A 21,526-nucleotide genomic window follows, 5' to 3' on the forward strand; every position below is an offset into this window, starting at 1 on the left:
TGGCAACGCTCGTTTGATACGATCACGGGATGAAAGACCTCTCACCCATTACCGCCACCCCGCCGCGGATCCGCCATCGTCAGACCTTGGCGCTCGTGCTGCTGGTCGTCACCGGCGTCATCAACTACCTCGACCGCGCCACGCTCGCAGTCGCCAACGAATTCATCCGCGCCGACCTGGGCCTGTCGCTCGGCCAAATGGGCTTGCTGCTCTCGGCTTTTTCATGGAGTTACGCGCTGTGCCAGCTTCCCGTCGGCGCCCTGGTCGACAAGATCGGGCCGCGCTGGCTGCTGGGCATGGGTCTGGTGGTCTGGTCACTCGCCCAGGCCGCAGGCGGGTTGGTGTCGAGTTTCGGCTGGTTCGTCCTCGCGCGCATCGTGCTCGGGATCGGCGAAGCGCCGCAATTCCCGGCAGCGGCGCGGGTCGTAAGCAACTGGTTCCCCTTACGCGCACGCGGCACACCGACCGGCATCTACAATTCCGCCTCGCCCCTGGGTTTCGCGCTTGCTCCCTTGTGCCTGTCGCCCTTGATCGCTGCGACGAGCTGGCACTGGGCCTTCTTCGTCACCGGCGCGCTGGGCCTGGTCGCGGCCGTGGTCTGGGTCGCCCTTTACCGCGACCCGGTGCGCGAACAGCTGACCGAGGCCGAACGCGCCTACCTGGACGAAGGCCAGACCCTGGAAGCTGCGCCGGAAGCCGGCTTCGCGGCGTGGCGCGCGCTGTTTCGCCAGCGCGCCACCTGGGGCATGCTGCTCGGCTTCTTCGGTTCGGTCTACCTGAACTGGGTCTTCCTCACCTGGCTGCCGGGTTACCTGCGTACGGAGCGCCACATGGATGTGGCCTACGTCGGTGTGGCCGCGACGATTCCCTTCGTGTGCGGCTTTGCCGGCGCCCTGGTAGCCGGCTGGGCGTCCGACAAGATCACCAGCCGCGCGAAGTCGACCGTGCTGGGTCGCCGCACGGCAGTCGTGCTGGCCATGCTGGGGATGGTGGCGTTTACGATTCCTGCTGCGCTGGTCGAGAGCAACACGGTCGCAATTGCCTGCATCTCGGTCGTCATCTTCCTCGCCAACGCAGCCTCGGCCTGCTCGTGGTCGCTGGTGACGGCGGTGGCGCCGCGCAGCCGCGTGGCGTCGCTCGGTGCCATCCAGAACTTCGGCGGTTTCATAGGCAGCGCGCTGGCACCCATCTTCACGGGTTACATTGCGCAGAGCTATTCCTTTGTCCCAGCCTTGCTGACCGGGGCCGGCATCGCGTTCCTGAGCGCGATGTCGTACCAGTTCCTCGTCATCCGCCCAATTCCTGAGTGGGACAAAGCTTAAGATGCGCTACAGTAGACCAAGTGTGCTTAGTATTCCTGCGGGAGAACCTGGTTCTTGAATTGCTGTGCTCCAGCGCAAGGCTCCCTGGACAAGACTCAACTCTAATAGTTTGGTTTTCGTTCAAGGAGCAGGCATGAGTAACAATCGAAAAGGTAAGTCAGGAGGTCAAAGCCTTCCTGAAGCAGATCTGGAGCCCAGTGGCCGTAGCTGGGCTTCGCAATATCGAACGCTTAATACTTTGCAGGACTTGCGGCAGCCGTTTCGTGGTTACGTTGAAGCTTTCGTCGGAGCCCTGCGTGCGGCTGGAGCGAAAGTGGCTGTTAATGCGACCTACCGCGACCCCAAGCGGGCGTATCTAATGCATTGGAGCTGGAAGATCGCTAGGAATCGTGTCAAACCTGAAGATGTTCCTGCCATGGACGGCGTTGCCATATCATGGGCACATTACGACAAGGATGAGAAGTTTTTGCGTGAGCAATCCATCGCAGCCGCGCGTGACATGGTCAGTGCATTTCAAATGGAGCGGCTGGGCGTACCGCCGTCACTGAAGTCCCGTCATGTTTTCCGGTCCGGAATCGATATGTCCATCAGATGGACGGGCGATCTGACGATACCAGACGCATACGGTCACATTGTCAGGATTCGAACTTTTCCGCGCACGGGCATGAATGCTCAACTTCACCGCGTTGGTGCAAGCTATGGCGTCGTCAAATACAATCGCAGCGGTCGCGACGATCCTCACTGGTCAGATACGGGAGCGTGAAGATGCACAGCTTATTTAAGACTACCCTCGTTGTATTTTGCGCCAGCCTCGGCTATGCGTCTGCAGCGGAAAGTCGACTACCTACTGATGTCGCGAAGTATGTGAACCAGCGTGAGGGCTGTGATCATTTCCGAGGAGAGTTTCCAGACCCGCCAGACAAGCAGCGAATGAAGGAAGTAGAGCGCGAAATCCGCAAACTTTGTACAGGCACGGATAAGAAACTTGCGCAATTAAAGCGCAAGTATGCAAAGAACCAGGCGGTCCTGCAGCGGCTCAGCGAGTTTGAGGAGGATATCGAAGCGCCACCTTCGACCAGCAAGCCGTGAGAACAGCAGTAGACTACGACTGTATTCTTCAAACGGTGAAATAAAAACGGCCTCGCAAAGAGGCCGTTTTGACGTGACGCGGAGGTCGATCAGACGTCGATATTCCCCGCCTGCAGCGCATTAGACTCGATGAAGTTACGACGTGGTTCCACCTCATCCCCCATCAGCGTAGTAAAGATCTGGTCCGCCGCAATCGCATCCTCGATCTGCACCTTCAGCAACCGCCGCACGGTCGGATCCATCGTGGTCTCCCACAGCTGCTCCGGATTCATCTCGCCCAGACCCTTGTAACGCTGCTTGGTCACGCCACGTTCCGCCTCTTCACGCAGCCAGATCATGGCTTCGTGGAAGCCGCGCACCGCGAACTCCTTCATCTTCTCACCTTCGCCCCGGCGCATGATGGCGCCGTCGCCGATCAGGCCCTGGAAGGTGGCGGCCGCGTTGGCCAGCACCGCGTAGTCGTTGCTCTGCACGAAGTCGGCGTCGATCGAGGTCACCTGCACGTTACCGTGGCGCATGCGCTCGATGCGCAGCGCGTGCTTCTCGGACAGTTCGTCCGAACGCACGACCACTTTCACGGCCGGATCCTTGATCGCCGCTTCCATCGCCTTGGCCGAGGCATCCGCCTTTTCCAAGGTGCTCATGTCCAGCGTCACGCCGCCGGTGATGGCAGTCAGCGCCGCGCGGTCGATCACGCGGGTCAGGCGCATCATGATGGCGTTCGACAGGTTGTACTGGCGCACCAGCTCGCTCAGCGCTTCGCCTTGAATCGGATCGGCGCCTTCGCGCGGGATCAGCGAGGCGTTGTTCAGCGCGAACGTCATCATGTAGCTGGCTTCCTCGACGTCGTCTTTCAGGTAGCGCTCGTCGCGGCCGGCCTTGACCTTGTACAGCGGCGGCTGGGCAATATAGATGTGGCCGCGCTCGACCAGCTGCGGCATCTGGCGGTAGAACAGCGTCAGCAGCAGGGTGCGGATGTGGGCGCCGTCGACGTCCGCGTCGGTCATGATGATGATGCGGTGGTAGCGCAGCTTGTCGACGTTGAATTCGTCCGGACCGATCGAGGTGCCGAGGGTCGCGATCAGGGTCGTGATCTGCTCCGACGACAGCATCTTTTCGAAACGCGCCTTTTCCACGTTCAGCACCTTGCCGCGCAGCGGCAGAATCGCTTGGAACTTGCGGTCACGCCCTTGCTTCGCGGAGCCGCCTGCCGAGTCACCCTCGACGATGTACAGCTCGGCCAGGGCCGGGTCGCGTTCCTGGCAGTCGGCCAGTTTCGAGGACAGGCCCAGGCCGTCCATCACGCCCTTGCGGCGGGTCAGGTCGCGCGCCTTGCGGGCAGCCTCGCGGGCACGGGCTGCTTCCACGATCTTGCCGCAGATGATCTTGGCGTCGTTCGGCTTTTCCATCAGGAAGTCGGTCAGCGTTTTCGCCACGATCTCTTCGACCGGGCCGCGCACTTCCGACGACACGAGCTTGTCCTTGGTCTGCGAGGAGAACTTTGGCTCCGGCACTTTCACCGACAGCACGCAGGTGAGACCCTCGCGCATGTCGTCGCCCGAGATCTCGACCTTCGCCTTCTTGGCGAATTCGTTCTCGTCGATGTACTTGTTGATCACGCGCGTCATCGCCGCGCGCAGGCCGGTCAGGTGGGTGCCGCCGTCGCGCTGCGGGATGTTGTTGGTGAAGCACAGCACCTGCTCGTTGTAGGCGTCGTTCCATTGCATCGACACGTCCACGGTGATATTGGTGCCGTTGTCGGATACGCGCTCGCCGGTCGCCTGGAACACGGTCGGGTGCAGGACGGTCTTGGCCTTGTTGATGTACTCGACGAAGCCGCGGGTGCCGCCTTCGAAGGCGAACACTTCTTCCTTGCCGGTGCGCTGGTCGGACAGCTTGATGTTGACGCCGTTGTTCAGGAACGAGAGTTCGCGGATACGCTTGCTCAGGATCTCGTAGTGGTACTCGACGGTGGTGAAGATTTCCTCGTCGGCCCAGAAGTGGACTTCGGTGCCGCGCTTGTCGGTGTCGCCCAGGATCTTCATCGGCGAGACTTCGACGCCGTCGACGACTTCGATGATGCGGTCCATCGGCACGCCGCGCGAGAATTCCAGCTGGTGGATCTTGCCTTTCTGGCGCACGGTCACGCGCAGCAGTTTCGACAGCGCGTTCACGCAGGAGACGCCGACGCCGTGCAGGCCGCCCGACACCTTGTACGCATTCTGGTTGAACTTGCCGCCAGCGTGCAGCTCGGTCAGGGCGATCTCGGTCGCCGAGCGCTTCGGCTCGTGCTTGTCGTCCATCTTGACGCCGGTCGGGATGCCGCGGCCGTTGTCGGTGATCGAGATCGAGTTGTCGGAGTGGATCGTGACGTGGATCTCGGAGCAGTAGCCGGCCAGGGCTTCGTCGATCGAGTTGTCGAGGACCTCGAACACCAGGTGGTGCAGGCCGGTGCCGTCCGAGGTGTCGCCAATGTACATGCCCGGACGCTTGCGAACCGCTTCCAGGCCTTCCAGGATCTGGATCGAGGAGGCGCCGTATTCATCCGCCTTGGGGACAGGGGTGTTTTCTGGTTGGGTATTCTCGGACATGGACTGCTTTCTATATAACGGGTGATTCAGGGGCTGTTTGGTAATCGGCTGCTTCACCTTTCACCATCAACCCCTGAACCGTCATCCCGGCGAAGGCCGGGAACCAAGTTCGTCGCTGTTCACGCAAACTTGGGTTCCGGCCTGCGCCGGAACGACGGGTTGAGGCTATCTCTTAATACAGACGATACGGGCTGCTCAACTATTCGATCGACGATCAAATCCGCATCGGCATGACGACATACTTGAAGTCGCCATTCTCCGGAATCGAGATCAGCGCCGACGAATTCGAGTCGCCCAGCGCGATGTTCACCTGGTCGCACTTGAGGTTGTTCAGCACGTCGAGCAGGTAGGTGACGTTGAAGCCGATGTCGATGGTGTCGCCGCCGTAGTCGATCTCGAGTTCCTCGACCGCCTCTTCCTGGTCGGCGTTGGTCGAGCTGATCTTCATGACGCCCGGCTCGATGATGCAGCGCACGCCCTTGAACTTGTCGCTGGTCATGATCGCGGCGCGTTGCAGCGAGCGCAGCAGTTCGTCGCGGCCGATCGTGAACTCGTTCTTGTAGCCTTTCGGGATCACGCGGGTGTAGTCAGGGAACTTGCCTTCGACCAGCTTCGAGACCAGTTCGATGTCGGCGAAGGTCAGTTTCACCTGCGAGGCCGCGATGTCCAGGCGCACGGTTTCGTCGCTTTCTTCCAGCAGGCGCTGCAGTTCGATGATGGTCTTGCGCGGGATGATGACTTCCTGGCGCTCGAACTGCTGCTCGGTCTCGACCTGGCAGAAGGCCAGGCGGTGGCCGTCGGTGGCGACCGCGATGATGTTGTTACCGTCCAGCACCAAGAGCAGGCCGTTCAGGTAGTAGCGAATGTCCTGCTGGGCCATCGCGAAGTGCACCATGTTGAACAGGTGCTTCAGCGTCTTTTGCGGCAGGGTCACGGTGGCGTTGTAGCTGTCGGCCACCGAGACGGTCGGGAACTCCTCGGCCGCCAGGGTCTGCAGGGCGAAGCGCGACTTGCCGCTCTGGACGGCCAGGCGCTTGTTCTGCAGGGTCATGGTGACGTCGCCCGATTCCGGCAGCGCGCGCAGGATGTCGAGCAGTTTACGTGCCGCGACGGTGGTGCCGGTCACGTCGTCGCCCGACCCGATGTTGGCATGGGTCGTGATCTGGACTTCGGTGTCGGTCGAGAGGAACGAGACGCTTTCGCCGTCCTTGCGAATGAGGATATTGGCCAGAATCGGCATAGTGTGCCGACGCTCGACAATACCACTCACGATCTGCAGTGGCCGGAGAAGCGTGTCTCGGGTGGATTTGACCAGTTGCATAGATATCCTCAGGTGATGTTGAAATTTTTATTGCTATAACACTATTTTGCCAATTGCCAGCGGCAAACACAATTCTCGTAGGGTGGGCCTGGGCGGCCCCGCGGGCCTCCGCCCACCCTACGAAACCCCGGCGTGCCGGGGTTCATATCCATTACCCTTTCAGGGTCTGCTCCAGCACGTGCAACTCATGGTTGCACTCGGCATTCTTCTGCCGGTCCGCCGCGATCTTGCGCACCGCGTGCAGCACGGTCGTGTGGTCGCGCCCGCCGAACAGCTCGCCGATCTCCGGCAGGCTCTTCTGCGTCAATTCCTTGGCCAGGTACATGGCGATCTGGCGCGGGCGGGCGATGTTCGCCGGGCGGCGCTTCGAATACATGTCCGCGACCTTGATGTTGAAGAAGTCCGCGACCGTCTTCTGGATGTTCTCCACCGAGATCTGGCGGTTCTGCACCGACAGCAGGTCCTTCAGGGCTTCCTTCACCACGTCGATCGTGATGTCCTTGCCGTGGAAGCGCGAGTACGCCAGGATCTTGCGCAGCGCGCCTTCCAGCTCACGCACGTTCGAGCGCAGGTGCTTGGCCACGAAGAAGGCGACGTCGTCCGACAGGCCCACGCCCTCGGACTGCGCCTTTTTCAGCAGGATCGCCACGCGCATTTCCAGCTCCGGCGGCTCGATCGCCACCGTCAGGCCGGAATCGAAGCGCGAGATCAGGCGGTCGTCCATGCCCGTGATCTCTTTCGGATAGGTATCCGAGGTGATGATGATCTGCTTCTTGGCCGCAATCAGCGCCTCGAACGCGTAGAAGAACTCTTCCTGCGTCCGGCTTTTCCCACCGAAGAATTGAATATCGTCGATAAGCAGCATGTCGAGCGAGTGGTAGTAATGCTTGAAGTCGTCGAAGCCCTTGCGTTGGTAGGCGGTGACGACGTCGCGCACGTACTGCTCGGCGTGGATGTAGCGGATGCGCGCGTTCGGGTTGTCGGCCATGACCTGGTTGCCGATCGCGTGGATCAAGTGGGTCTTGCCGAGGCCGACGCCGCCGTAGAAGAACAGCGGGTTGTACGAGATGCCCGGGTTGTTGGCGACCTGGATCGCGGCGGCGCGCGCCAGCTGGTTGGCCTTACCGGTGACGAAGCTGTCGAACGTCAGGTCGGTGTTGATCCGGCTCTGCTCGCGCTTGGGCGAGTTGGCGATGTTGACGTTGCCCTGGGACGGCGCTTCCGGCGGCTGGCGCGGCGCATCGAAATTGGTACCTTGCGCGCTGCCGCCGGCGGCGCCGGACGTGGCGGGGCCGGCCGGCTTCTTGGCCGGATTGTTCTTCGGATCGAGCACGAACTGCACTTCGACCGGCGCCTCCCAGTACTGGCAGGCGAGCTCGGTGATGCGCTTGGCGAACTGCGTCTTGACCCAGTCGAGCTTGAAGCGATTCGGCGCCGCGATGCGCAGCTTGCCGTCCTCGTAGTCGAGCACGACAAGGGACTTGATCCAGGCACTGTATTGCTGCGGCGTCAGCTCGAGTTCCAGCTGCGCGGAACAGGTCTGCCAAAAATTTTCCATACTTCGCTAGTTGATACGTAACACGCTATTTTACCTGTCTCGGCCGAAGTTATCCACAGGTTGCGCCCACTATTTTCAACCGGGTGGCCGGTTTTGCAAGCACTGCCTGGCTCATCGGGAAACAACAGCATTCTTGACAGCTGGACTGCAAATCGTGTCTAATTCAGGGTTCCCCGTCCGTGCGCCATATCAAGCTGACATCGTTGGCATCAGGTGCTCCGGGCGAAAACGAGTATCCCCTGTGGCGTGACGCTGGCTTAACAACTGCGAACTGTCATTGGCGACGAATCCTGACACGACGTCAGACCCGATTTTGCACTTACTTTTGCTTTAAGCGAGACCACCATGAAACGTACTTACCAACCTTCCGTCGTCCGTCGCAAGCGCACGCACGGCTTCCGCGCACGTATGGCTACCCGTGGTGGCCGTCAAGTCCTGAACGCTCGCCGCGCCAAGGGCCGCAAGCGTCTGGCTGTCTAAGTTTTCAGACACCTGACTGACGCGGTCGGCATGACAGGCGAAGGTTCGCACGACTTCGCGCGCGTTCGGCGTATCGTTAAAACGGATGAGTTTTCATCCGTTTTTCGTTTGCGGCCGGCGCAAAAATCCGCGCATTTCGTGCTCTACACCCGACCCAATGGGCTGCCGCATGCGCGGCTCGGCGTCGTTGCGGCCAAACGCTTTGCGCCGCGCGCGGTGACGCGCAATACGATCAAGCGCGTCACGCGCGAACTGTTCCGCACCAGCGAACTCCAGCCTTTCGACTGCATCGTGCGCCTGTCGCGCCCGGTCAACAGCAAGGACGGGCCGGCCACGACAGCCGCGCTCAAGCGCGAGCTGCGCGCCGAACTGACGCGGCTGTTCGCATCCCAGCGCCCGCGACGGGCCAACCCGACGCCATCATGAAGACGCTGCTGGTCTGGTTCCTTCGCGGCTACCAGCTGCTGCTGTCCCCGATGCTCGGGCAGAAATGCCGTTTCTACCCGACCTGCTCCAATTATGCGATCGAAGCGCTGCGCGTCCATGGCGCCGCACGCGGATCGCTGCTGGCCGCGCGCCGCGTGTGCCGCTGCCACCCGTGGCATCCGGGCGGCGTCGACTTCGTGCCTCCGCCCGCGGACAAGCACCAGCAATCCCCACCAGCCGCTCGCGGTTGTAACCACTCCTGACTAGACTCCAATGGAACTCAATAAACGTACCGTCCTGTGGATCGTGTTCGCCATCTCGCTGATTGTTCTCTGGAACAATTGGATGGTGGCTAACGGCAAGCAGTCGATGTTCTCGGCGGCGCCGCCCGCCAAGGTCGCCCAGCAGCCGGCCAAGCCGAGCGACGTGCCGGCCGCCGGCCAGCCTGGCGCCGGCGCCGTGCCTGGCGCACCGGGTGCACCGGCCGCCGCAGCGCCCGCAGCGACCCAGCGCATCACCATCACCACCGACGTGGTCAAGGTCGACATCGACACCCTCGGCGGCGTGATCAAGCGCCTCGAGCTGCTGAAGTTCGCGGACCACTTCGACAAGACCAAGAACCAGGTCCTGTTCGACCAGGGCGGCCAGAACACCTATCTGGGCCAGACCGGCCTGATCGGCTCGACCCCGGCCGGCGTGCTGCCGAACCACCAGACCGCCTTCGTCGCGCGTCCGGGCCTGCGTACCCTGGACGCCAACGGCACCGTGCAGCTGGTGCTGGACGCGGAGCAGGGCGGCGTGCGCCTGACCAAGACCTTCACCTTCAAGAAGGGCGACTACACCATCGGCGTGCGCCATGACGTGACCAACCTGACTGCCGCGCCGGTCCAGCCCTCGCTCTACCTGCAGCTGCAGCACGACGGCAACAAGCCGGCCAACGACTCCTGGTTCATGTCGAGCTACACCGGCCCGACCCTGTACACCGCGGAAGACAAGTACCAGAAGCTGACCTTCGAGAAGATCGAAAAGGGCAGCGCCGAGCACTCGACCAAGGCCAACAACGGCTGGATCGCGATCTCGCAGCACTTCTTCGTCTCGGCCTTCATCCCGGCCGACAAGGCGCAGCGCGACATCTTCACCAAGAAGATCGCCACCAACCTGTACGCCATCGGCACCGTGCAGCCGCTCGGCACCGTGGCGCCGGGCGCCACGGTCTCGACCGACAGCCGCCTGTATTCGGGCCCGCAGGACGAGAAGACCCTGGAAGGCATCGCCCCCGGCCTGGAACTGGTCAAGGACTACGGCGTGCTGACCATCATCGCCAAGCCGATCTTCTGGGTGATGGACCACCTGCACGCCTTGCTGGGCAACTGGGGCTGGACCATCGTCGCCCTGACGGTGCTGATCAAGCTGGCCTTCTTCCCGCTGTCGGCGGCCGGCTACCGCAGCATGGCCAAGATGCGCGTGGTGACCCCGAAGATGCAGGCGATCCGCGAGCGCTACAAGAACGACCCGCAGAAGATGCAGCAGGCCACCATGGAGCTGTACAAGAACGAGAAGATCAACCCGCTGGGCGGCTGCCTGCCGATCCTGGTGCAGATGCCGGTGTTCTTCGCCCTGTACTGGGTGCTGCAATCGTCGGTCGAGATGCGCGGCGCGCCGTGGATCGGCTGGATCACCGACCTGACCCAGCCCGACCCATACTTCGTCCTGCCGATCATCTACGCGATCTCGATGTTCATCACCACCAAGCTGAACCCGCAACCGGCCGACCCGGTGCAGGCGAAGATGATGATGTTCATGCCGCTGGCGTTCTCGGTGATCTTCGTGTTCTTCCCATCGGGGCTGGTGCTGTACTGGGTGGTGAACAACATCCTGTCGATTGCGCAGCAGTGGGTGATTACCAAGAAGTTCGAATCGGGCGCGGCGAAGTAAATCGCGCTGTTCTTGGTTCAGAGGGAGCCCGCGCTTGCGCGGGCTTTTTTCTTTCTTTGCTGCGCATCGGAATTGGGTCCCGGCCTCCGCCGGGACGACGTGCTGAGAGCACCACTTAACGATGCGCCGTCGTTCCGGCGAAGGCCGGAACCCAAGTTAGTAGCACATCTCCGCCGCTTGCTTGCACCTGTTTCCCTTACAATCCCCTCATGAAACTCGACACCTCCCCCATCGCCGCCATCGCCACCGCCCCCGGCCGCGGCGGCATCGGCGTGGTCCGCGCCTCCGGCAAATCCCTGCTGGAGCTGATCGACGCCCTGTTCCCCGGCGTGACCCTGGCCCCGCGCCACGCCACCTACATCCCCTTCAAAGCCGCGGGCGGCGACGTGATCGACGAGGGCCTGGCCCTGTACTTCAAGGGCCCGCATTCCTACACCGGCGAGGACGTGCTCGAGCTGCAGGGCCACGGCGGCCCGGTGGTGCTGCAGATGCTGCTGGCGCGCGTGCTGGAAGCGGGCGCGCCCCTGGGCCTGCGCCTGGCCGAACCCGGCGAATTCACCCGCCGCGCCTTCCTGAACGACAAGCTCGACCTGGCCCAGGCCGAGGCGGTGGCCGACCTGATCGACGCCTCCACCGAGGCGGCCGCGAAGTCTGCCTCGCAGTCGCTGTCCGGCGCCTTCTCGCAAGTCGTGCACACGCTGGTCGACCAGACCATCAACCTGCGCATGCTGGTCGAAGCCACGCTCGACTTCCCGGAAGAGGAGATCGACTTCCTGGAGAAATCGAACGCGCGCGGCCAGCTGGCCGGCATCATCGAGGCGCTGGAAAACGTGTTCCGCCAGGCGGCGCAAGGCGCGCTGCTGCGCGAAGGCCTGAACGTGGTGCTGGTGGGGCAGCCGAACGTCGGCAAGTCGTCCTTGCTCAATGCGCTGGCCGGTTCCGACGTCGCCATCGTCACCCCGATCGCCGGCACCACCCGCGACAAGGTCACCGAGACCATCCAGATCGAGGGCATCCCGCTCAACATCATCGACACCGCCGGCATCCGCACCGATGAAGGCATCGACGCGGTCGAGCGCATCGGCATCGAGCGCACCTGGGGAGAAGTGGGCAAGGCCGACGTGATCCTGCACCTGCTGGACGCCAGCCTGGGGCCGAGCGCGGAGGATGAACGGATCGTCGCCGCCTTCCCGCAGGGCGTGCCGGTGGTACGCATCTGGAACAAGATCGACCTGTCGGGCCACAAGCCATCGATCGACGTGTCGGCGGATGCGACCCACCTCTACCTGTCGGCCAACGAGAAGCTCGGCATCGAACTGCTGCGCACCGAACTGCTGCGCATCGCCGGCTGGCAGCAGACCGGCGAGTCGCTGTATCTCGCCCGCGAACGCCACCTGATCGCCCTGCGCGCGGCCCGCGAGCACCTGGAGTTCGCGCGCCAGCACGCGATGCAGGACGACCAGTCGCTCGACCTGTTCGCCGAGGAGCTGCGGCTGGCGCAGGACCAGCTGTCCAGCATTACCGGTCAGTTCACGCCCGACGATCTCCTCGGCGTCATCTTCAGCCGCTTCTGCATCGGCAAGTAGGGGTGGACGGCTCTGCCGTCCGCGCGTTCAACCAGCCGCTGAACATTCGCATCGTTATGCTAGGCTAGCGCATCAGTCTGGAGGAAGCATGGCGATACCGAAGCGACAATTCATGAACGCGGGCTTGGCGCTCGCGATGTGTGGCCTGCTGTCCTCCTGCGCCAGCCTCACCGGCCCGCGCAAGGTCGAGATCCCGCTATCCAAGCTGCAGGCCGGCCTGGAACGCCGCTTCCCCGTCAACCACCGCCTGCTGCAGATCTTCGACATCCGCCTCGCACGCCCCCTGCTGTCGATCCAGCCGGACCAGGACCGGGTCGCGCTCGCCCTCGAGGCCTCGATCTCGCCGCCTTTTGCGACCGACGCCTGGGCCGGCAGCGTGGCCTTTTCCGGCCGCCTCTACGTCGACCCCGGCCGCCCCGCCGTGATGATGGCCGAACCGCGCGTCGACAGCCTGCGCATCGGCGCCAACCCGGAAGCCGAGCGCCAACTCACACGCGTCACGAATTCGATGATCGACACCGTGGTGCGCGACACGCCCGTGTATTCCTTCGACCCCAAGGATTTACGCTACGCGGGCATCCAGTACATCCCGACCCGCATCGAAACCACACGCTCTGGTTTGCTGGTGACACTCGAGCCGGCGAAGTAGCATTTATACGACGCGCACGCTTGCCTGCATTTAAATTGGCATTAAGTTATTATTTTTGCGCTTAATTTGTCGATTACTGCATGCTTCTGGGAAGAATTGTTGTGGGTTTGCTGCATCACCCATCGCAGATTGCAGACGCGGCCCATTCGGGGCACACTGGAACGCAGATACCTGCCGCGGCATGTGCCTGTCGCGGTCCACGCTTGAGGTTTCTCATAGGCACGATGTTCCGCTGAAGTAATCTTGGTCGAACTTCAGTCTGTCGCAGGGGGTAATCTTGGAAACGACACAGGAAAGTTTTCCGGACAATGGGCTGGCCACCGAGCCGGTGCTTGCCGCTGCGGCCGGTGTCGCTACAGGCAGGCCATCCCGCATGAGCCTGCCTGCCAAGGGATCGTGCTGGTACTGCGAGAAGCCACTCGACAGCGTGCGCCGTTTCTGCGGCAAGCCCTGCGCTGATTCCTTCGACGAAGAAGCGGAATTTACCCGCTGAGCTCGTCCGCCCGGCCGGCCAGCGCCGGCCGCAGCATGTGCAGCGCGCCTTCGAAATCGAAGCATGCCATCGCCGCCTGCAGCTGCGCCATGCGGGCCGCGCCCAGCAGCGTGCGCAACCCCGCGCCATGTTCCTCGATGAGATCCTGGGCCGCGCTGTCGCCCAGGTCGAGCAGGCGGCATAGCTGCGCCAGCTCCGCACCGTCCAGCGCCGGCGCCGGCGCCGGGGCGGCTTGCGGCAAGGCGGGCGCCGCCGGCAGCGCATCGAGCTGCGCCATCACCCGTTTTAATTCCGCTTCCAGGCGCGCAAGCATCGCCGCATCAAGCGCGCCGCCCGCACGCAGGGCCGTCTCGAGCGCCAGCGCTCCCTGGCGCAGGCCATCCGCCTCGATCATCGCGGCCGCGCCCTTGAGCGTATGCGCGAGACGCTGCGCCAATACCGTATCGCCGCCAGCGAGCGCCGTGCGGATGCGCCCGACAGCGTCGCGGTAGTCGGTGCGAAAGCGCGCCAGCACGCGCTCGTACATGGCGCGGTCGCCCATCATCCGTTCCAGCCCGGCGGCGATGTCGACTGCGGGTGCCAAGCCGCTCACTTCGTCGTGAACGACCATTCCCGGCTGACCGGGGCGCCGTTGACCGTGCCGGCGAAGCTGACGTCGTAGGTGGTGGCGGCGCGCAGCGCGGCCAGCGGGATGATGGCGGCGGCGGTGCGCTGGGTGGCGCTGCCCGAGGGGAAGACCTGCAGCACCTGCAGGTTGGCGCCGCCGCGCGGGCGCACCGAGAAGGTCTGCACGGTGACCGGGGCGTCGATGTTGGCGTGCACGCTGATCGGGTAGCCGACCTGGTTCTGGTTCGGCACCGGGTCGGGCTGCTCGGTGTCGCTCATGAAGTCCGGTGTGACCTGGGTCTGGCCGTTGAAGGGCCAGACTGCGACGGCGTTGGAGGCGATGCCCGGGCCGAAGCCGCCGCGGGTCGCGAAGTCGGCGGTGAAGTAGTTGTAGCGGTTGGTCGCGGTGGCGGCGCCGGTGCCGATCTCGCGGAACTTCGGCTCGAACATCACGAAGCGGTGGTAGATCGCGGTGACCAGTTCCTCGGCCATGAAGAAGCCGCTGCCGTTGGTGGTCCCGGAGATCACTTCGCCGTAGGCGTAGCCGTTGGACGGGAGGGTATAGCCGGCCGCGTTCAGGCGGTCGCCGAGGGTGACGCCGGTGAAGCCGGTGCGGCCGGCGACCTGGTCGTGGCTCATCAGGTTGTTGGCGCGCAGGTATTCCGAGTGGCCTTGGGCTGCGTTGTTGATCAGCGTGTTTTCCGTCACCGTCGGAACTCCGAGCTGGGAGCGGCGGTAGTTGATCCAGTTGCGGCCGTCGACGGCGATGTTGTTGGTCAGGGTCGGCGCATTGGCGCCGGTCGGGACGGCGCCGGAGGGCGACGGGGTCACCGCGCCCGGGGTGGCGCCGACGTTGCCGCTGCTGCCGCCATTGTCATTGTCCCCGCCGCCGCCGCCGCCGCAGGCAGTCAGGCTCGATACCGCCACCAGTGCGGCGATGAGGGGACGCCAGCGAACAAGGGGCAAACAAACTGCATAGCTCATTTTACAACTCCTGTCAATACGTCGGGGCCAGGCGACATTCTAGAGCAAAACGCTCGGGTATGCGCGGCGGGTGCGTTGCAGAACCGCTGCTCCATGCGCTGCCTGTAAAATACGACATCATTTCCTTGCCGAGCTTTCAATTGAAGCCATCCAGCCAGCAGCGCCTCGCGCGTGCCAAGTTCGCCCTGCCCAGTTTCGTGACCCTGCTCTCGATCGCCTGCGGCTTCGGCAGCATCGTCATCTCGGTGGACAACGCCCACGTCGGCGCACCAAGCGACTACCGCCTGGCCGCGATCCTGCTGGTGCTGGCCGGGGTCTTCGACGCGCTGGACGGCTTCGTGGCGCGCGCCACCAACACGCAGTCCAGCTTCGGCGTGCAGCTCGACTCGATCGCCGACGTGATGAACTTCGGCTGCGCGCCCGGCCTGCTGCTGTACTGCTACGGCTTCGCCCAGATGAACGAGGCGCATCCGACCCTGGTGCGGATGGGCGGCCTGGCCTGCTTCATCTTCGTGGCCTGCGGCGCGCTGCGGCTGGCGCGCTTCAACGTGATGGTCGGCCGCACCGACCCGCGCTACTTCGTCGGCATGCCGATCACCGCGGGCGCGGCCTGCGTGGCCTCGGTGGTGGTGGCCTGGCCGGATCCGGCGACCACGATGGCGCAGTGCTTCGCCATCATGGCGCTGATGGTGGCGGTGGGGACGCTGATGGTGTCAACCGTGCGCTTCCCGAGCTCGAAGCACCCGCGCGGCAAGGTGATGCTGGCGCTGCTGGCGGTATGCGCGGTGTTGCTGGCGCTGCTGCAGACGCGCTTCTTCGTGCTGTTCTTCCTGCTGTATGTGTGCGCGACGCTGTTGCTGAACATCGGCTGGCGCATGGGGTGGGAAGGGGTCGCGCGGCCGAAAGTCTACGAAGACTGATTTTTTACGCGAATTTATCGAGCAACGCGGCCAACCGGACGGCGCTCGCCTGCGCCTCTTCCACATCCTGCGCATTGGCGGACTGGGTCTGGATCGCGCTGGCGAGCAGCTGCACGAAGGAGCGGTCCAGCGCCTTGCGCGCCGCCGCCATCTGCTGGGCCACGGCGTCGATGTCGGACGGGTCGGCGGCCAGCGCCACCAGCTTCTGCACCCCGCGCAGCTGGCCTTCGATGCGCGCCAGCCGGTTCAGCAGGTCCTTCTTCTGCTGGGCGGTGAGGGCGCTGCCCTCGACGATCTTCAGCGCACCATCGGCCATCGCGCCATCTCCTACGCTACTTCGTGGCCGCGCGCCGCGCGCAGGATGTGGAACCAGTCTTCGCGTTCCAGTGTGATGCCGGCGCCGATGACCGCTTCGCGGATCGCCTCGATGCGGCCGGTGCCGGTGAGCGGGATCGGGCGGCTCGGCAGCGCCATGATCCAGGCGAAGAGCACGCTGGCGAAGGGTTGGTCGAGGCGGTCGGCGATGCCCTGGATGACCGCGCGCACGTTCGCCGCGTTCGCATCGTTCGAGGTGAACAGGCGCCCGCCGCCCAGCGGCGACCACGCCATCGGCGCGATACCCAGGTCCTGCAGGCCGTCGAAGGTTTCGTCGAACATCGGCGTGACGAACATCGGCGAGAACTCGACCTGGTTGGTGGCCAGCGGGATACGGCGGTTCAGGCATTCGAACTGGTGGCGCGTGAAGTTCGACACGCCGACGTGGCGCACCTTGCCCGCTTGCTGCAGGCGGGTGAACGCTTCGGCGATCTCGTCGAAGTCCATCAGCGGGTCGGGGCGGTGGATCAGCAGCAGGTCGAGGTGATCGGTGTTCAGCTGGCGCAGCGATTCCTCGGCCGACGCCACGATATGTGCGGCCGTGGTGTCGTAGTGCTGGATGCCGTGCTGCGGGCGTTTGGATGACAGCAGCTTGATGCCGCATTTGCTCACCAGTTCGATACGGTCGCGCAGCGATGGCTGGGCGCGCAAGGCTTCGCCGAATACGGCTTCGACGCCGTAGTCGCCGTAGATGTCGGCGTGGTCGAAGCTCGTCACGCCCATGTCCAGGCATTGCTCGATGAAGGCGACGCGCTGCTGGACCGACATGCCCCATTCGGTCATGCGCCACATGCCGGCGACGATGCGGGAGAGCGTCGGGCCGTTGTCGCGGGTGGTGATGCGGGGGCAGGTGAGGGTCATTGCGTGGGTCTCCTAGGTGATCTGGTGATTATAGCGGTGCAAGGAGACGCGGTCGGTATGCGTGGGAAATTGGATCCCGGCCTTCGCCGGGATGACGGCTCATCGTTAAGTGGTACTCTCAGCACGTCGTACGCGCCACTGGCGCCTACGACTTCCGGCGAAGGCCGGAACCCAAGTTCATCGCATACCACCACAGCAAGAAAAAAGCCCGCCCGGCTTGCGCACGAACGGGCTTCTCCATCAAGCTAAACGACGCTTACTGCATCCACAGACGCATCGCATCCCAAGCCCGTCCAAAGATACCGGCTTCCGGCACCTCTTCCAGCGCCACCACCGGCAGCGCAATCAGCGGCTTCCCGTCGACCATCATCTTCAGCGTCCCGACCTGCCCATTGCGCGGCAACGGCGCCACCAGCGGGTCCTTGCGCTCCAGCACAGGCTTCATCTTGCCCGCCACACCCTTCGGCACCGTCACCAGCACGTCGCGGGTGAAGCCGATCTTCACGTTCGACTGCGAACCCTTCCACACTTCCGGGGTCGCGACCGCCTGGCCCTTCGAGTACAGCTTGACGGTGTCGAAGTTCTGGAAGCCCCAGTTCAGGAGCTTCTGGCTTTCCTGGGTGCGCACCGCGTCCGAAGCGGTGCCGAGCACCACCGAGATCAGGCGGCGCTGGCCGGCGCCGTTGGGGCGGCGGGCCGAGGCGATCATGCTGTAGCCCGAGGAGTCGGTGTGGCCGGTCTTCATGCCGTCGACGGTCGGGTCTAGCCACAGCAGGCGGTTGCGGTTCTGCTGGGTGATCTTGTTGTAGGTGAACTGCTTGATCGAGTCGATCTTGTAGAACTCGGGGAAGTCGCGGATCACGGCGGCGGCCATGATCGACAGGTCGTTCGCGGTCGAGTAGTTGTTCGGGTCCGGCAGGCCGTGCGGGTTGGCCCAGCGGGTGTTCTTCATGCCGAGGCGCTGGGCTTCGTGGTTCATCAGGGTCGCGAACGTCCCTTCGTCGCCGGCCACCGCTTCGGCCAGGGCTACCGCGGCGTCGTTACCCGACTGGATCATCAGGCCGTGCAGCAGGTCGTTGACCGAGACCGGGACCTTCGGGTCGATGAACATCTTCGAGCTGCTGGCGTCGACCTTCCAGGCGCGGGTCGAGACGTTGACCATGGTGTCCAGGGTGAGCTTCTTGTCGCGCAGGGCGGCGAAAGTCACGTAGGCCGTCATGACCTTGGTGAGCGAGGCCGGTTCCACGCGGGCGTTCGGGTCTTGGGCGGCGATGATCTGGCCACTCGTCGCATCGAGCAGCAGCCACGACTTGGCTGCGATGGACGGCGCCGGCACGGTCTGTGCACTGGCCGAGGCCATCAGCAGGCTGGCGGCCACGGCCGCTAACAGTTTTTTCATGGGAGCAATATCGTCTACAGGTTGATGGTGGTGCGGTGGAGCGCACGGCAATACCATACAGGAATTGCCGGAAGAGAAGAGGCTAATTATAGGCCAGTGACCGGCTTAAATGTCACGCCGCCACATTTGTACGACAAGATTCTTGATATGGCCGAGCTTGCGGTGGAAGAAGTGATCGGCGCCCGGAATCACGGTCACCGGGATGTCGAGCGGGCGGGCCCACTCGAACACGTCCTGCAGCAGGATCGTATCGTCGAGCTCGCCATGGATCAGGATGGTATCGGGCGGCACTTCCGGCATCGCCCACTTGCCGGCCGCGGTCCCGACCAGCACCAGGCGTTCCGCCGGCGTGCCCTGCGCGATGAGGCGCTGCTGGAACTGGGCCTGCACGAAGGTGCCGAAGGAGAAGCCGGACAGGGCCACCGGCAGCCCCGGATATTCTTTCGTCATGTGCCGGTACATGGTTTCCATGTCGTCGACCTCGCCGCGGCCCTCGTCGTGCACGCCTTCCGATTCGCCCACGCCGCGGAAGTTGAAGCGTGCGGTGGCGTAGCCGAGGGTGACGAAGGTGCGCGCCAGCGTTTGCGCCACCTTGTTTTCCATGGTGCCGCCGTAGAGCGGATGCGGGTGGGCCACCAGGGCGATGCCGCGCGGGCTTTCCTCCGGCAGGTCGAGGATGCACTGCATCTTGCCGGCGTGGCCGTCGAGGGTGAATTTATGCGAAAACTTGTTCATTACTTACTATAAAAAAACCGAGAAATCAGATCTTGAGGCGTTCCACGACCTTGCCGCCCACCAGGTGGGTGTCGATGATGTCGTCGATGTCGTCGTTGTCCACATAGGTGTACCAGGTGCCTTCCGGGTAGACCACCAGCACCGGGCCCTCTTCACAGCGGTCGAGGCAGCCGGACTGGTTGACGCGCACCTTGCCGGCGCCGCTCAGGCCGAGTTCCTTGATGCGTTTCTTGGCGTGCTTCTGGGCCTTTTCGGCGCCGCAGTTGCCGCAGCTCTGGCGGGCATCCTTGCCCTCGCGCACGTTCATGCAAAAGAAGACATGGTGCTGGTAATACGATGGGTTGTCGCTCATATTGTTACCTTTGGAAGGTGTGCCTGGCGCCATGATACGGCATTCGATCACGCGGGGCCTTCCGCCTGGGGCCGCGGCTCCGGGCGGTTCAGCTTGTGCGAGGGCAGCAGCAGGAACCACAGGGCGAAGAAGGGCCACAGCAGCGAAAGGAACTGGGCCGCCCCGTTAAAGTTCAGGAACTTGCCCTGCACCCAGCCCTGCAGGGTGGAGACGAAGTAGGGGTTCACCGGAATCGTGTTCACCACGACCAGGCTCAGCACCAGGGTCACCACCGCCAGGCGGCGCTGCGCCACCTGGGGCGCGAACACCAGGCCGGCCAGCATGATCAGGCCGATGATGAAGCCACCCTCGGCGCCCGGTGTCACCCACACGAAGGCGTAGTCGGGACGGAACAGCAGCGAGCTGGCCAGGGTTTTCAGTAGCAGGGCCATGGCGAGGAAGCTGACCATCAGCAGGAAGCGCGGGGCGCCGCGGCGCACCAGGCACATCAATGTAAGCACCGCGCCGGTCATGCCGCAGGCGGTGATGATGGTCTCGGACAGCCAGTACTGCTCCACGGTCATGGTGTAGTCGCCGGGACGCAGCATGCCGACCAGGTCGATGTCCATGTCCAGCCATTGCGACAGCCATTCGGAGACGATCGGCAGCACCTGGCCGTGGCCGAACAGGTAGCTCTGCGGGTAGATCTGGGCCAGCGGCCACAGCGCCACCAGCACCAGGCCCTGGCTCGCATGCGGGGCGAACCAGCGCCGCCGCAGCTGGAACAGGCGGCTGCGGTCCAAGAGGCCCGGGGCCCACAGGGCGCCAAGGATGGCGCCGGCCAGCGTGCCGCCGGCATTCGTCACCAGGTCGAGGTTCGAGGGCACGCGGCTGGGCAGGAAATTCTGCACCGTCTCCATCGCGCCCGTCACCAGCACCCCGGCAATCGCCGCCAGCAGCACCGCCCACACGCCGCGCACCTTCGGATACATCGACAGCACCAGGAGCACGCCGAAGGGGATGTAGCCGACGATATTGACGCCGACGTCGAAGCCGGTCCAGTAGCGCGGCCAGTTGGTGTTCAGGAAGGTGAACAGGGGCAGGCCGTTGTCGCGCCAGCCGGTGAAGGGGTACCAGCTGGCGTAGACGATCAACAGCAAATAGGCCAGCAGGGCCGCGCGCGAGATCGGCGAGCCGCGTCCTTCGCGCGGACGTTCGCGCAGGTCGACCACGGCTTGCGGCTCGGTCATCGCTTCCCGGTATTCGCCGTCGCCAGCCAGGCCTGGATGTCGGCCGCGACCGCATCCGTGGCGGCGGCCAGCGCGCGCGCGCCGCCCGCTGCGTCGGCGCTGGGGGCCGGCGTGGTGCGGGTGAAGGTGCGCTGGTCGAGCAGGCGGTGGTCGCTGAACAGCGAGGCGCGCAGGGTGAGCTGGCCTTCGCTCTGGCTGGTGCTGGAGAAGGCGTGCACGAAGTCGTCGACTTCCACCCGCAGCAGCGGCACGCCGCTGGAAGCGTCGGTGGCGGACAGCACCTTCATGCCCGACTGCGACAGGCGCGCCTTCATGCGCTGGGTGATCATCTGCAGCGGATTGCTGGACCAGCGGCTACCGGCATAGGTGCGCGCTTCCAGCGCGTTGGCGTAGTTCAAGCGGTAGTACATGCGCTCGTTTTCCAGCGCGGCGGGGCCGGTGGCGTCCATCACGACCAGGGCCGGCAGGGCGGGCGTGGCGCCGGCCTGCTGCTGTTGCAGCGGAGCGGCCGGGCCGAAGTCGAAGGTCGAGGCTTCCTGGGTCTTGCTGCCGGCGCAGCCGGCCAGGATCAGGACGGCGGCGAGGACGGGCAGGGTACGGGTCATGGTCACGGTG

General features: G+C 64.0%; 23 protein-coding genes. 11 read left to right on the forward strand and 12 right to left on the reverse strand.

Annotation, left to right across the window (positions count from 1 at the left end; genetic code table 11):
• The first annotated feature begins 29 nt into the window (after nt 1-29).
• The 3 genes from LQ564_RS17045 to LQ564_RS17055 all read left to right on the forward strand — a co-directional run bounded on the left by LQ564_RS17045 (nt 30) and on the right by LQ564_RS17055 (nt 2,411).
• Complete coding sequence (locus LQ564_RS17045; protein ID WP_231059305.1) at nt 30-1,322, forward strand: MFS transporter; 1,293 nt, start codon at nt 30-32, stop codon at nt 1,320-1,322.
• Between the two features lie 133 nt (nt 1,323-1,455).
• Nucleotides 1,456-2,085, forward strand: a complete 630-nt coding sequence (locus tag LQ564_RS17050; RefSeq protein WP_231059306.1) for a hypothetical protein — start codon at nt 1,456-1,458, stop codon at nt 2,083-2,085.
• 2 nt (nt 2,086-2,087) lie between these two features.
• Nucleotides 2,088-2,411, forward strand: coding sequence for a hypothetical protein (locus LQ564_RS17055; protein ID WP_231059307.1), 324 nt, complete (start codon nt 2,088-2,090; stop codon nt 2,409-2,411).
• Nucleotides 2,412-2,500: 89 nt separating this feature from the next.
• On the opposite strand, the gene gyrB is transcribed toward LQ564_RS17055, so the two are convergent.
• The 3 genes from gyrB to dnaA form a co-directional block, all read right to left on the reverse strand.
• The gene (gyrB, locus tag LQ564_RS17060; protein ID WP_231059308.1) at nt 2,501-5,002 is read right to left on the reverse strand and encodes a DNA topoisomerase (ATP-hydrolyzing) subunit B; all 2,502 of its coding nucleotides are present in this window, start codon (nt 5,000-5,002) and stop codon (nt 2,501-2,503) included.
• Nucleotides 5,003-5,216: 214 nt separating this feature from the next.
• Nucleotides 5,217-6,323: a DNA polymerase III subunit beta gene (dnaN, locus tag LQ564_RS17065; protein ID WP_231059309.1), complete on the reverse strand. Its 1,107-nt coding sequence runs from the start codon at nt 6,321-6,323 to the stop codon at nt 5,217-5,219.
• 151 nt (nt 6,324-6,474) lie between these two features.
• The gene (gene dnaA / locus LQ564_RS17070) at nt 6,475-7,881 is read right to left on the reverse strand and encodes a chromosomal replication initiator protein DnaA (protein WP_231059310.1); all 1,407 of its coding nucleotides are present in this window, start codon (nt 7,879-7,881) and stop codon (nt 6,475-6,477) included.
• Nucleotides 7,882-8,226: 345 nt separating this feature from the next.
• On the opposite strand from dnaA, the gene rpmH reads away from it, so the two are divergent.
• From rpmH to LQ564_RS17105, 7 genes are all read left to right on the forward strand, one after another.
• The gene (gene rpmH / locus LQ564_RS17075; RefSeq protein ID WP_040378179.1) at nt 8,227-8,361 is read left to right on the forward strand and encodes a 50S ribosomal protein L34; all 135 of its coding nucleotides are present in this window, start codon (nt 8,227-8,229) and stop codon (nt 8,359-8,361) included.
• Between the two features lie 30 nt (nt 8,362-8,391).
• Nucleotides 8,392-8,787: a ribonuclease P protein component gene (rnpA, locus tag LQ564_RS17080; RefSeq protein WP_231059311.1), complete on the forward strand. Its 396-nt coding sequence runs from the start codon at nt 8,392-8,394 to the stop codon at nt 8,785-8,787.
• Entirely contained in the window at nt 8,784-9,050 is a 267-nt protein-coding gene (gene yidD / locus LQ564_RS17085) for a membrane protein insertion efficiency factor YidD (protein WP_231059312.1), read from the forward strand. Before rnpA ends, yidD begins: the two co-directional genes overlap by 4 nt.
• Before the next feature lie 10 nt (nt 9,051-9,060).
• Nucleotides 9,061-10,722, forward strand: a complete 1,662-nt coding sequence (gene yidC, locus LQ564_RS17090) for a membrane protein insertase YidC (RefSeq protein ID WP_231059313.1) — start codon at nt 9,061-9,063, stop codon at nt 10,720-10,722.
• A 209-nt stretch (nt 10,723-10,931) separates the two neighbouring features.
• The gene (gene mnmE / locus LQ564_RS17095; RefSeq protein ID WP_231059314.1) at nt 10,932-12,308 is read left to right on the forward strand and encodes a tRNA uridine-5-carboxymethylaminomethyl(34) synthesis GTPase MnmE; all 1,377 of its coding nucleotides are present in this window, start codon (nt 10,932-10,934) and stop codon (nt 12,306-12,308) included.
• Between the two features lie 112 nt (nt 12,309-12,420).
• The gene (locus LQ564_RS17100; RefSeq protein ID WP_231059315.1) at nt 12,421-12,957 is read left to right on the forward strand and encodes a DUF1439 domain-containing protein; all 537 of its coding nucleotides are present in this window, start codon (nt 12,421-12,423) and stop codon (nt 12,955-12,957) included.
• 277 nt (nt 12,958-13,234) lie between these two features.
• On the forward strand, nt 13,235-13,450 hold the full coding sequence (locus tag LQ564_RS17105) for a hypothetical protein (RefSeq protein WP_231059316.1): 216 nt from the start codon (nt 13,235-13,237) through the stop codon (nt 13,448-13,450).
• Here LQ564_RS17105 and LQ564_RS17110 read toward each other — a convergent pair.
• The gene (locus LQ564_RS17110) at nt 13,440-14,033 is read right to left on the reverse strand and encodes an Hpt domain-containing protein (protein WP_231059317.1); all 594 of its coding nucleotides are present in this window, start codon (nt 14,031-14,033) and stop codon (nt 13,440-13,442) included. The genes LQ564_RS17105 and LQ564_RS17110 overlap by 11 nt on opposite strands.
• A 5-nt stretch (nt 14,034-14,038) precedes the next feature.
• On the reverse strand, nt 14,039-15,040 hold the full coding sequence (locus tag LQ564_RS17115) for a CAP domain-containing protein (RefSeq protein WP_231059318.1): 1,002 nt from the start codon (nt 15,038-15,040) through the stop codon (nt 14,039-14,041).
• Between the two features lie 140 nt (nt 15,041-15,180).
• On the opposite strand from LQ564_RS17115, the gene pssA reads away from it, so the two are divergent.
• Nucleotides 15,181-15,960, forward strand: a complete 780-nt coding sequence (gene pssA, locus LQ564_RS17120; RefSeq protein WP_231059319.1) for a CDP-diacylglycerol--serine O-phosphatidyltransferase — start codon at nt 15,181-15,183, stop codon at nt 15,958-15,960.
• 4 nt (nt 15,961-15,964) lie between these two features.
• Here the strand turns inward: pssA and LQ564_RS17125 are convergent, their stop codons facing one another.
• From LQ564_RS17125 to LQ564_RS17155, 7 genes are all read right to left on the reverse strand, one after another.
• Nucleotides 15,965-16,276, reverse strand: coding sequence for a metal-sensitive transcriptional regulator (locus LQ564_RS17125; protein ID WP_231059320.1), 312 nt, complete (start codon nt 16,274-16,276; stop codon nt 15,965-15,967).
• An 11-nt stretch (nt 16,277-16,287) separates the two neighbouring features.
• On the reverse strand, nt 16,288-17,196 hold the full coding sequence (locus LQ564_RS17130; protein WP_231059321.1) for an aldo/keto reductase: 909 nt from the start codon (nt 17,194-17,196) through the stop codon (nt 16,288-16,290).
• Between the two features lie 256 nt (nt 17,197-17,452).
• On the reverse strand, nt 17,453-18,595 hold the full coding sequence (locus LQ564_RS17135; RefSeq protein ID WP_231059322.1) for a D-alanyl-D-alanine carboxypeptidase family protein: 1,143 nt from the start codon (nt 18,593-18,595) through the stop codon (nt 17,453-17,455).
• Between the two features lie 105 nt (nt 18,596-18,700).
• Nucleotides 18,701-19,330, reverse strand: coding sequence for an alpha/beta hydrolase (locus LQ564_RS17140; RefSeq protein ID WP_231059323.1), 630 nt, complete (start codon nt 19,328-19,330; stop codon nt 18,701-18,703).
• A gap of 25 nt (nt 19,331-19,355) precedes the next feature.
• Complete coding sequence (locus LQ564_RS17145) at nt 19,356-19,682, reverse strand: (2Fe-2S) ferredoxin domain-containing protein (protein ID WP_231059324.1); 327 nt, start codon at nt 19,680-19,682, stop codon at nt 19,356-19,358.
• Between the two features lie 47 nt (nt 19,683-19,729).
• Nucleotides 19,730-20,911, reverse strand: a complete 1,182-nt coding sequence (locus LQ564_RS17150) for a VanZ family protein (RefSeq protein ID WP_231059325.1) — start codon at nt 20,909-20,911, stop codon at nt 19,730-19,732.
• Entirely contained in the window at nt 20,908-21,516 is a 609-nt protein-coding gene (locus LQ564_RS17155; protein ID WP_231059326.1) for an ABC-type transport auxiliary lipoprotein family protein, read from the reverse strand. Before LQ564_RS17155 ends, LQ564_RS17150 begins: the two co-directional genes overlap by 4 nt.
• Between the last annotated feature and the right edge of the window lie 10 nt (nt 21,517-21,526).

It is taken from the genome of Massilia phyllostachyos, assembly GCF_021044825.1.
GTDB lineage: Bacteria > Pseudomonadota > Gammaproteobacteria > Burkholderiales > Burkholderiaceae_D > Telluria > Telluria phyllostachyos.

What these genes read in the sequence shown, in the direction of transcription:
- LQ564_RS17140 (WP_231059323.1), bottom strand. Translation starts at nt 19,330, where the DNA reads ATGAACAAGTTTTCGCATAAATTCACCCTCGACGGCCACGCCGGCAAG.
- yidD (WP_231059312.1), top strand. Translation starts at nt 8,784, where the DNA reads ATGAAGACGCTGCTGGTCTGGTTCCTTCGCGGCTACCAGCTGCTGCTG.
- LQ564_RS17130 (WP_231059321.1), bottom strand. Translation starts at nt 17,196, where the DNA reads ATGACCCTCACCTGCCCCCGCATCACCACCCGCGACAACGGCCCGACG.
- LQ564_RS17135 (WP_231059322.1), bottom strand. Translation starts at nt 18,595, where the DNA reads ATGAAAAAACTGTTAGCGGCCGTGGCCGCCAGCCTGCTGATGGCCTCG.
- LQ564_RS17150 (WP_231059325.1), bottom strand. Translation starts at nt 20,911, where the DNA reads ATGACCGAGCCGCAAGCCGTGGTCGACCTGCGCGAACGTCCGCGCGAA.
- LQ564_RS17045 (WP_231059305.1), top strand. Translation starts at nt 30, where the DNA reads ATGAAAGACCTCTCACCCATTACCGCCACCCCGCCGCGGATCCGCCAT.
- LQ564_RS17155 (WP_231059326.1), bottom strand. Translation starts at nt 21,516, where the DNA reads ATGACCCGTACCCTGCCCGTCCTCGCCGCCGTCCTGATCCTGGCCGGC.
- LQ564_RS17125 (WP_231059320.1), bottom strand. Translation starts at nt 16,276, where the DNA reads ATGGCCGATGGTGCGCTGAAGATCGTCGAGGGCAGCGCCCTCACCGCC.
- LQ564_RS17145 (WP_231059324.1), bottom strand. Translation starts at nt 19,682, where the DNA reads ATGAGCGACAACCCATCGTATTACCAGCACCATGTCTTCTTTTGCATG.
- LQ564_RS17055 (WP_231059307.1), top strand. Translation starts at nt 2,088, where the DNA reads ATGCACAGCTTATTTAAGACTACCCTCGTTGTATTTTGCGCCAGCCTC.
- gyrB (WP_231059308.1), bottom strand. Translation starts at nt 5,002, where the DNA reads ATGTCCGAGAATACCCAACCAGAAAACACCCCTGTCCCCAAGGCGGAT.
- rnpA (WP_231059311.1), top strand. Translation starts at nt 8,392, where the DNA reads ATGACAGGCGAAGGTTCGCACGACTTCGCGCGCGTTCGGCGTATCGTT.
- yidC (WP_231059313.1), top strand. Translation starts at nt 9,061, where the DNA reads ATGGAACTCAATAAACGTACCGTCCTGTGGATCGTGTTCGCCATCTCG.
- mnmE (WP_231059314.1), top strand. Translation starts at nt 10,932, where the DNA reads ATGAAACTCGACACCTCCCCCATCGCCGCCATCGCCACCGCCCCCGGC.
- dnaN (WP_231059309.1), bottom strand. Translation starts at nt 6,323, where the DNA reads ATGCAACTGGTCAAATCCACCCGAGACACGCTTCTCCGGCCACTGCAG.
- rpmH (WP_040378179.1), top strand. Translation starts at nt 8,227, where the DNA reads ATGAAACGTACTTACCAACCTTCCGTCGTCCGTCGCAAGCGCACGCAC.
- dnaA (WP_231059310.1), bottom strand. Translation starts at nt 7,881, where the DNA reads ATGGAAAATTTTTGGCAGACCTGTTCCGCGCAGCTGGAACTCGAGCTG.
- LQ564_RS17115 (WP_231059318.1), bottom strand. Translation starts at nt 15,040, where the DNA reads ATGAGCTATGCAGTTTGTTTGCCCCTTGTTCGCTGGCGTCCCCTCATC.
- LQ564_RS17100 (WP_231059315.1), top strand. Translation starts at nt 12,421, where the DNA reads ATGAACGCGGGCTTGGCGCTCGCGATGTGTGGCCTGCTGTCCTCCTGC.
- LQ564_RS17050 (WP_231059306.1), top strand. Translation starts at nt 1,456, where the DNA reads ATGAGTAACAATCGAAAAGGTAAGTCAGGAGGTCAAAGCCTTCCTGAA.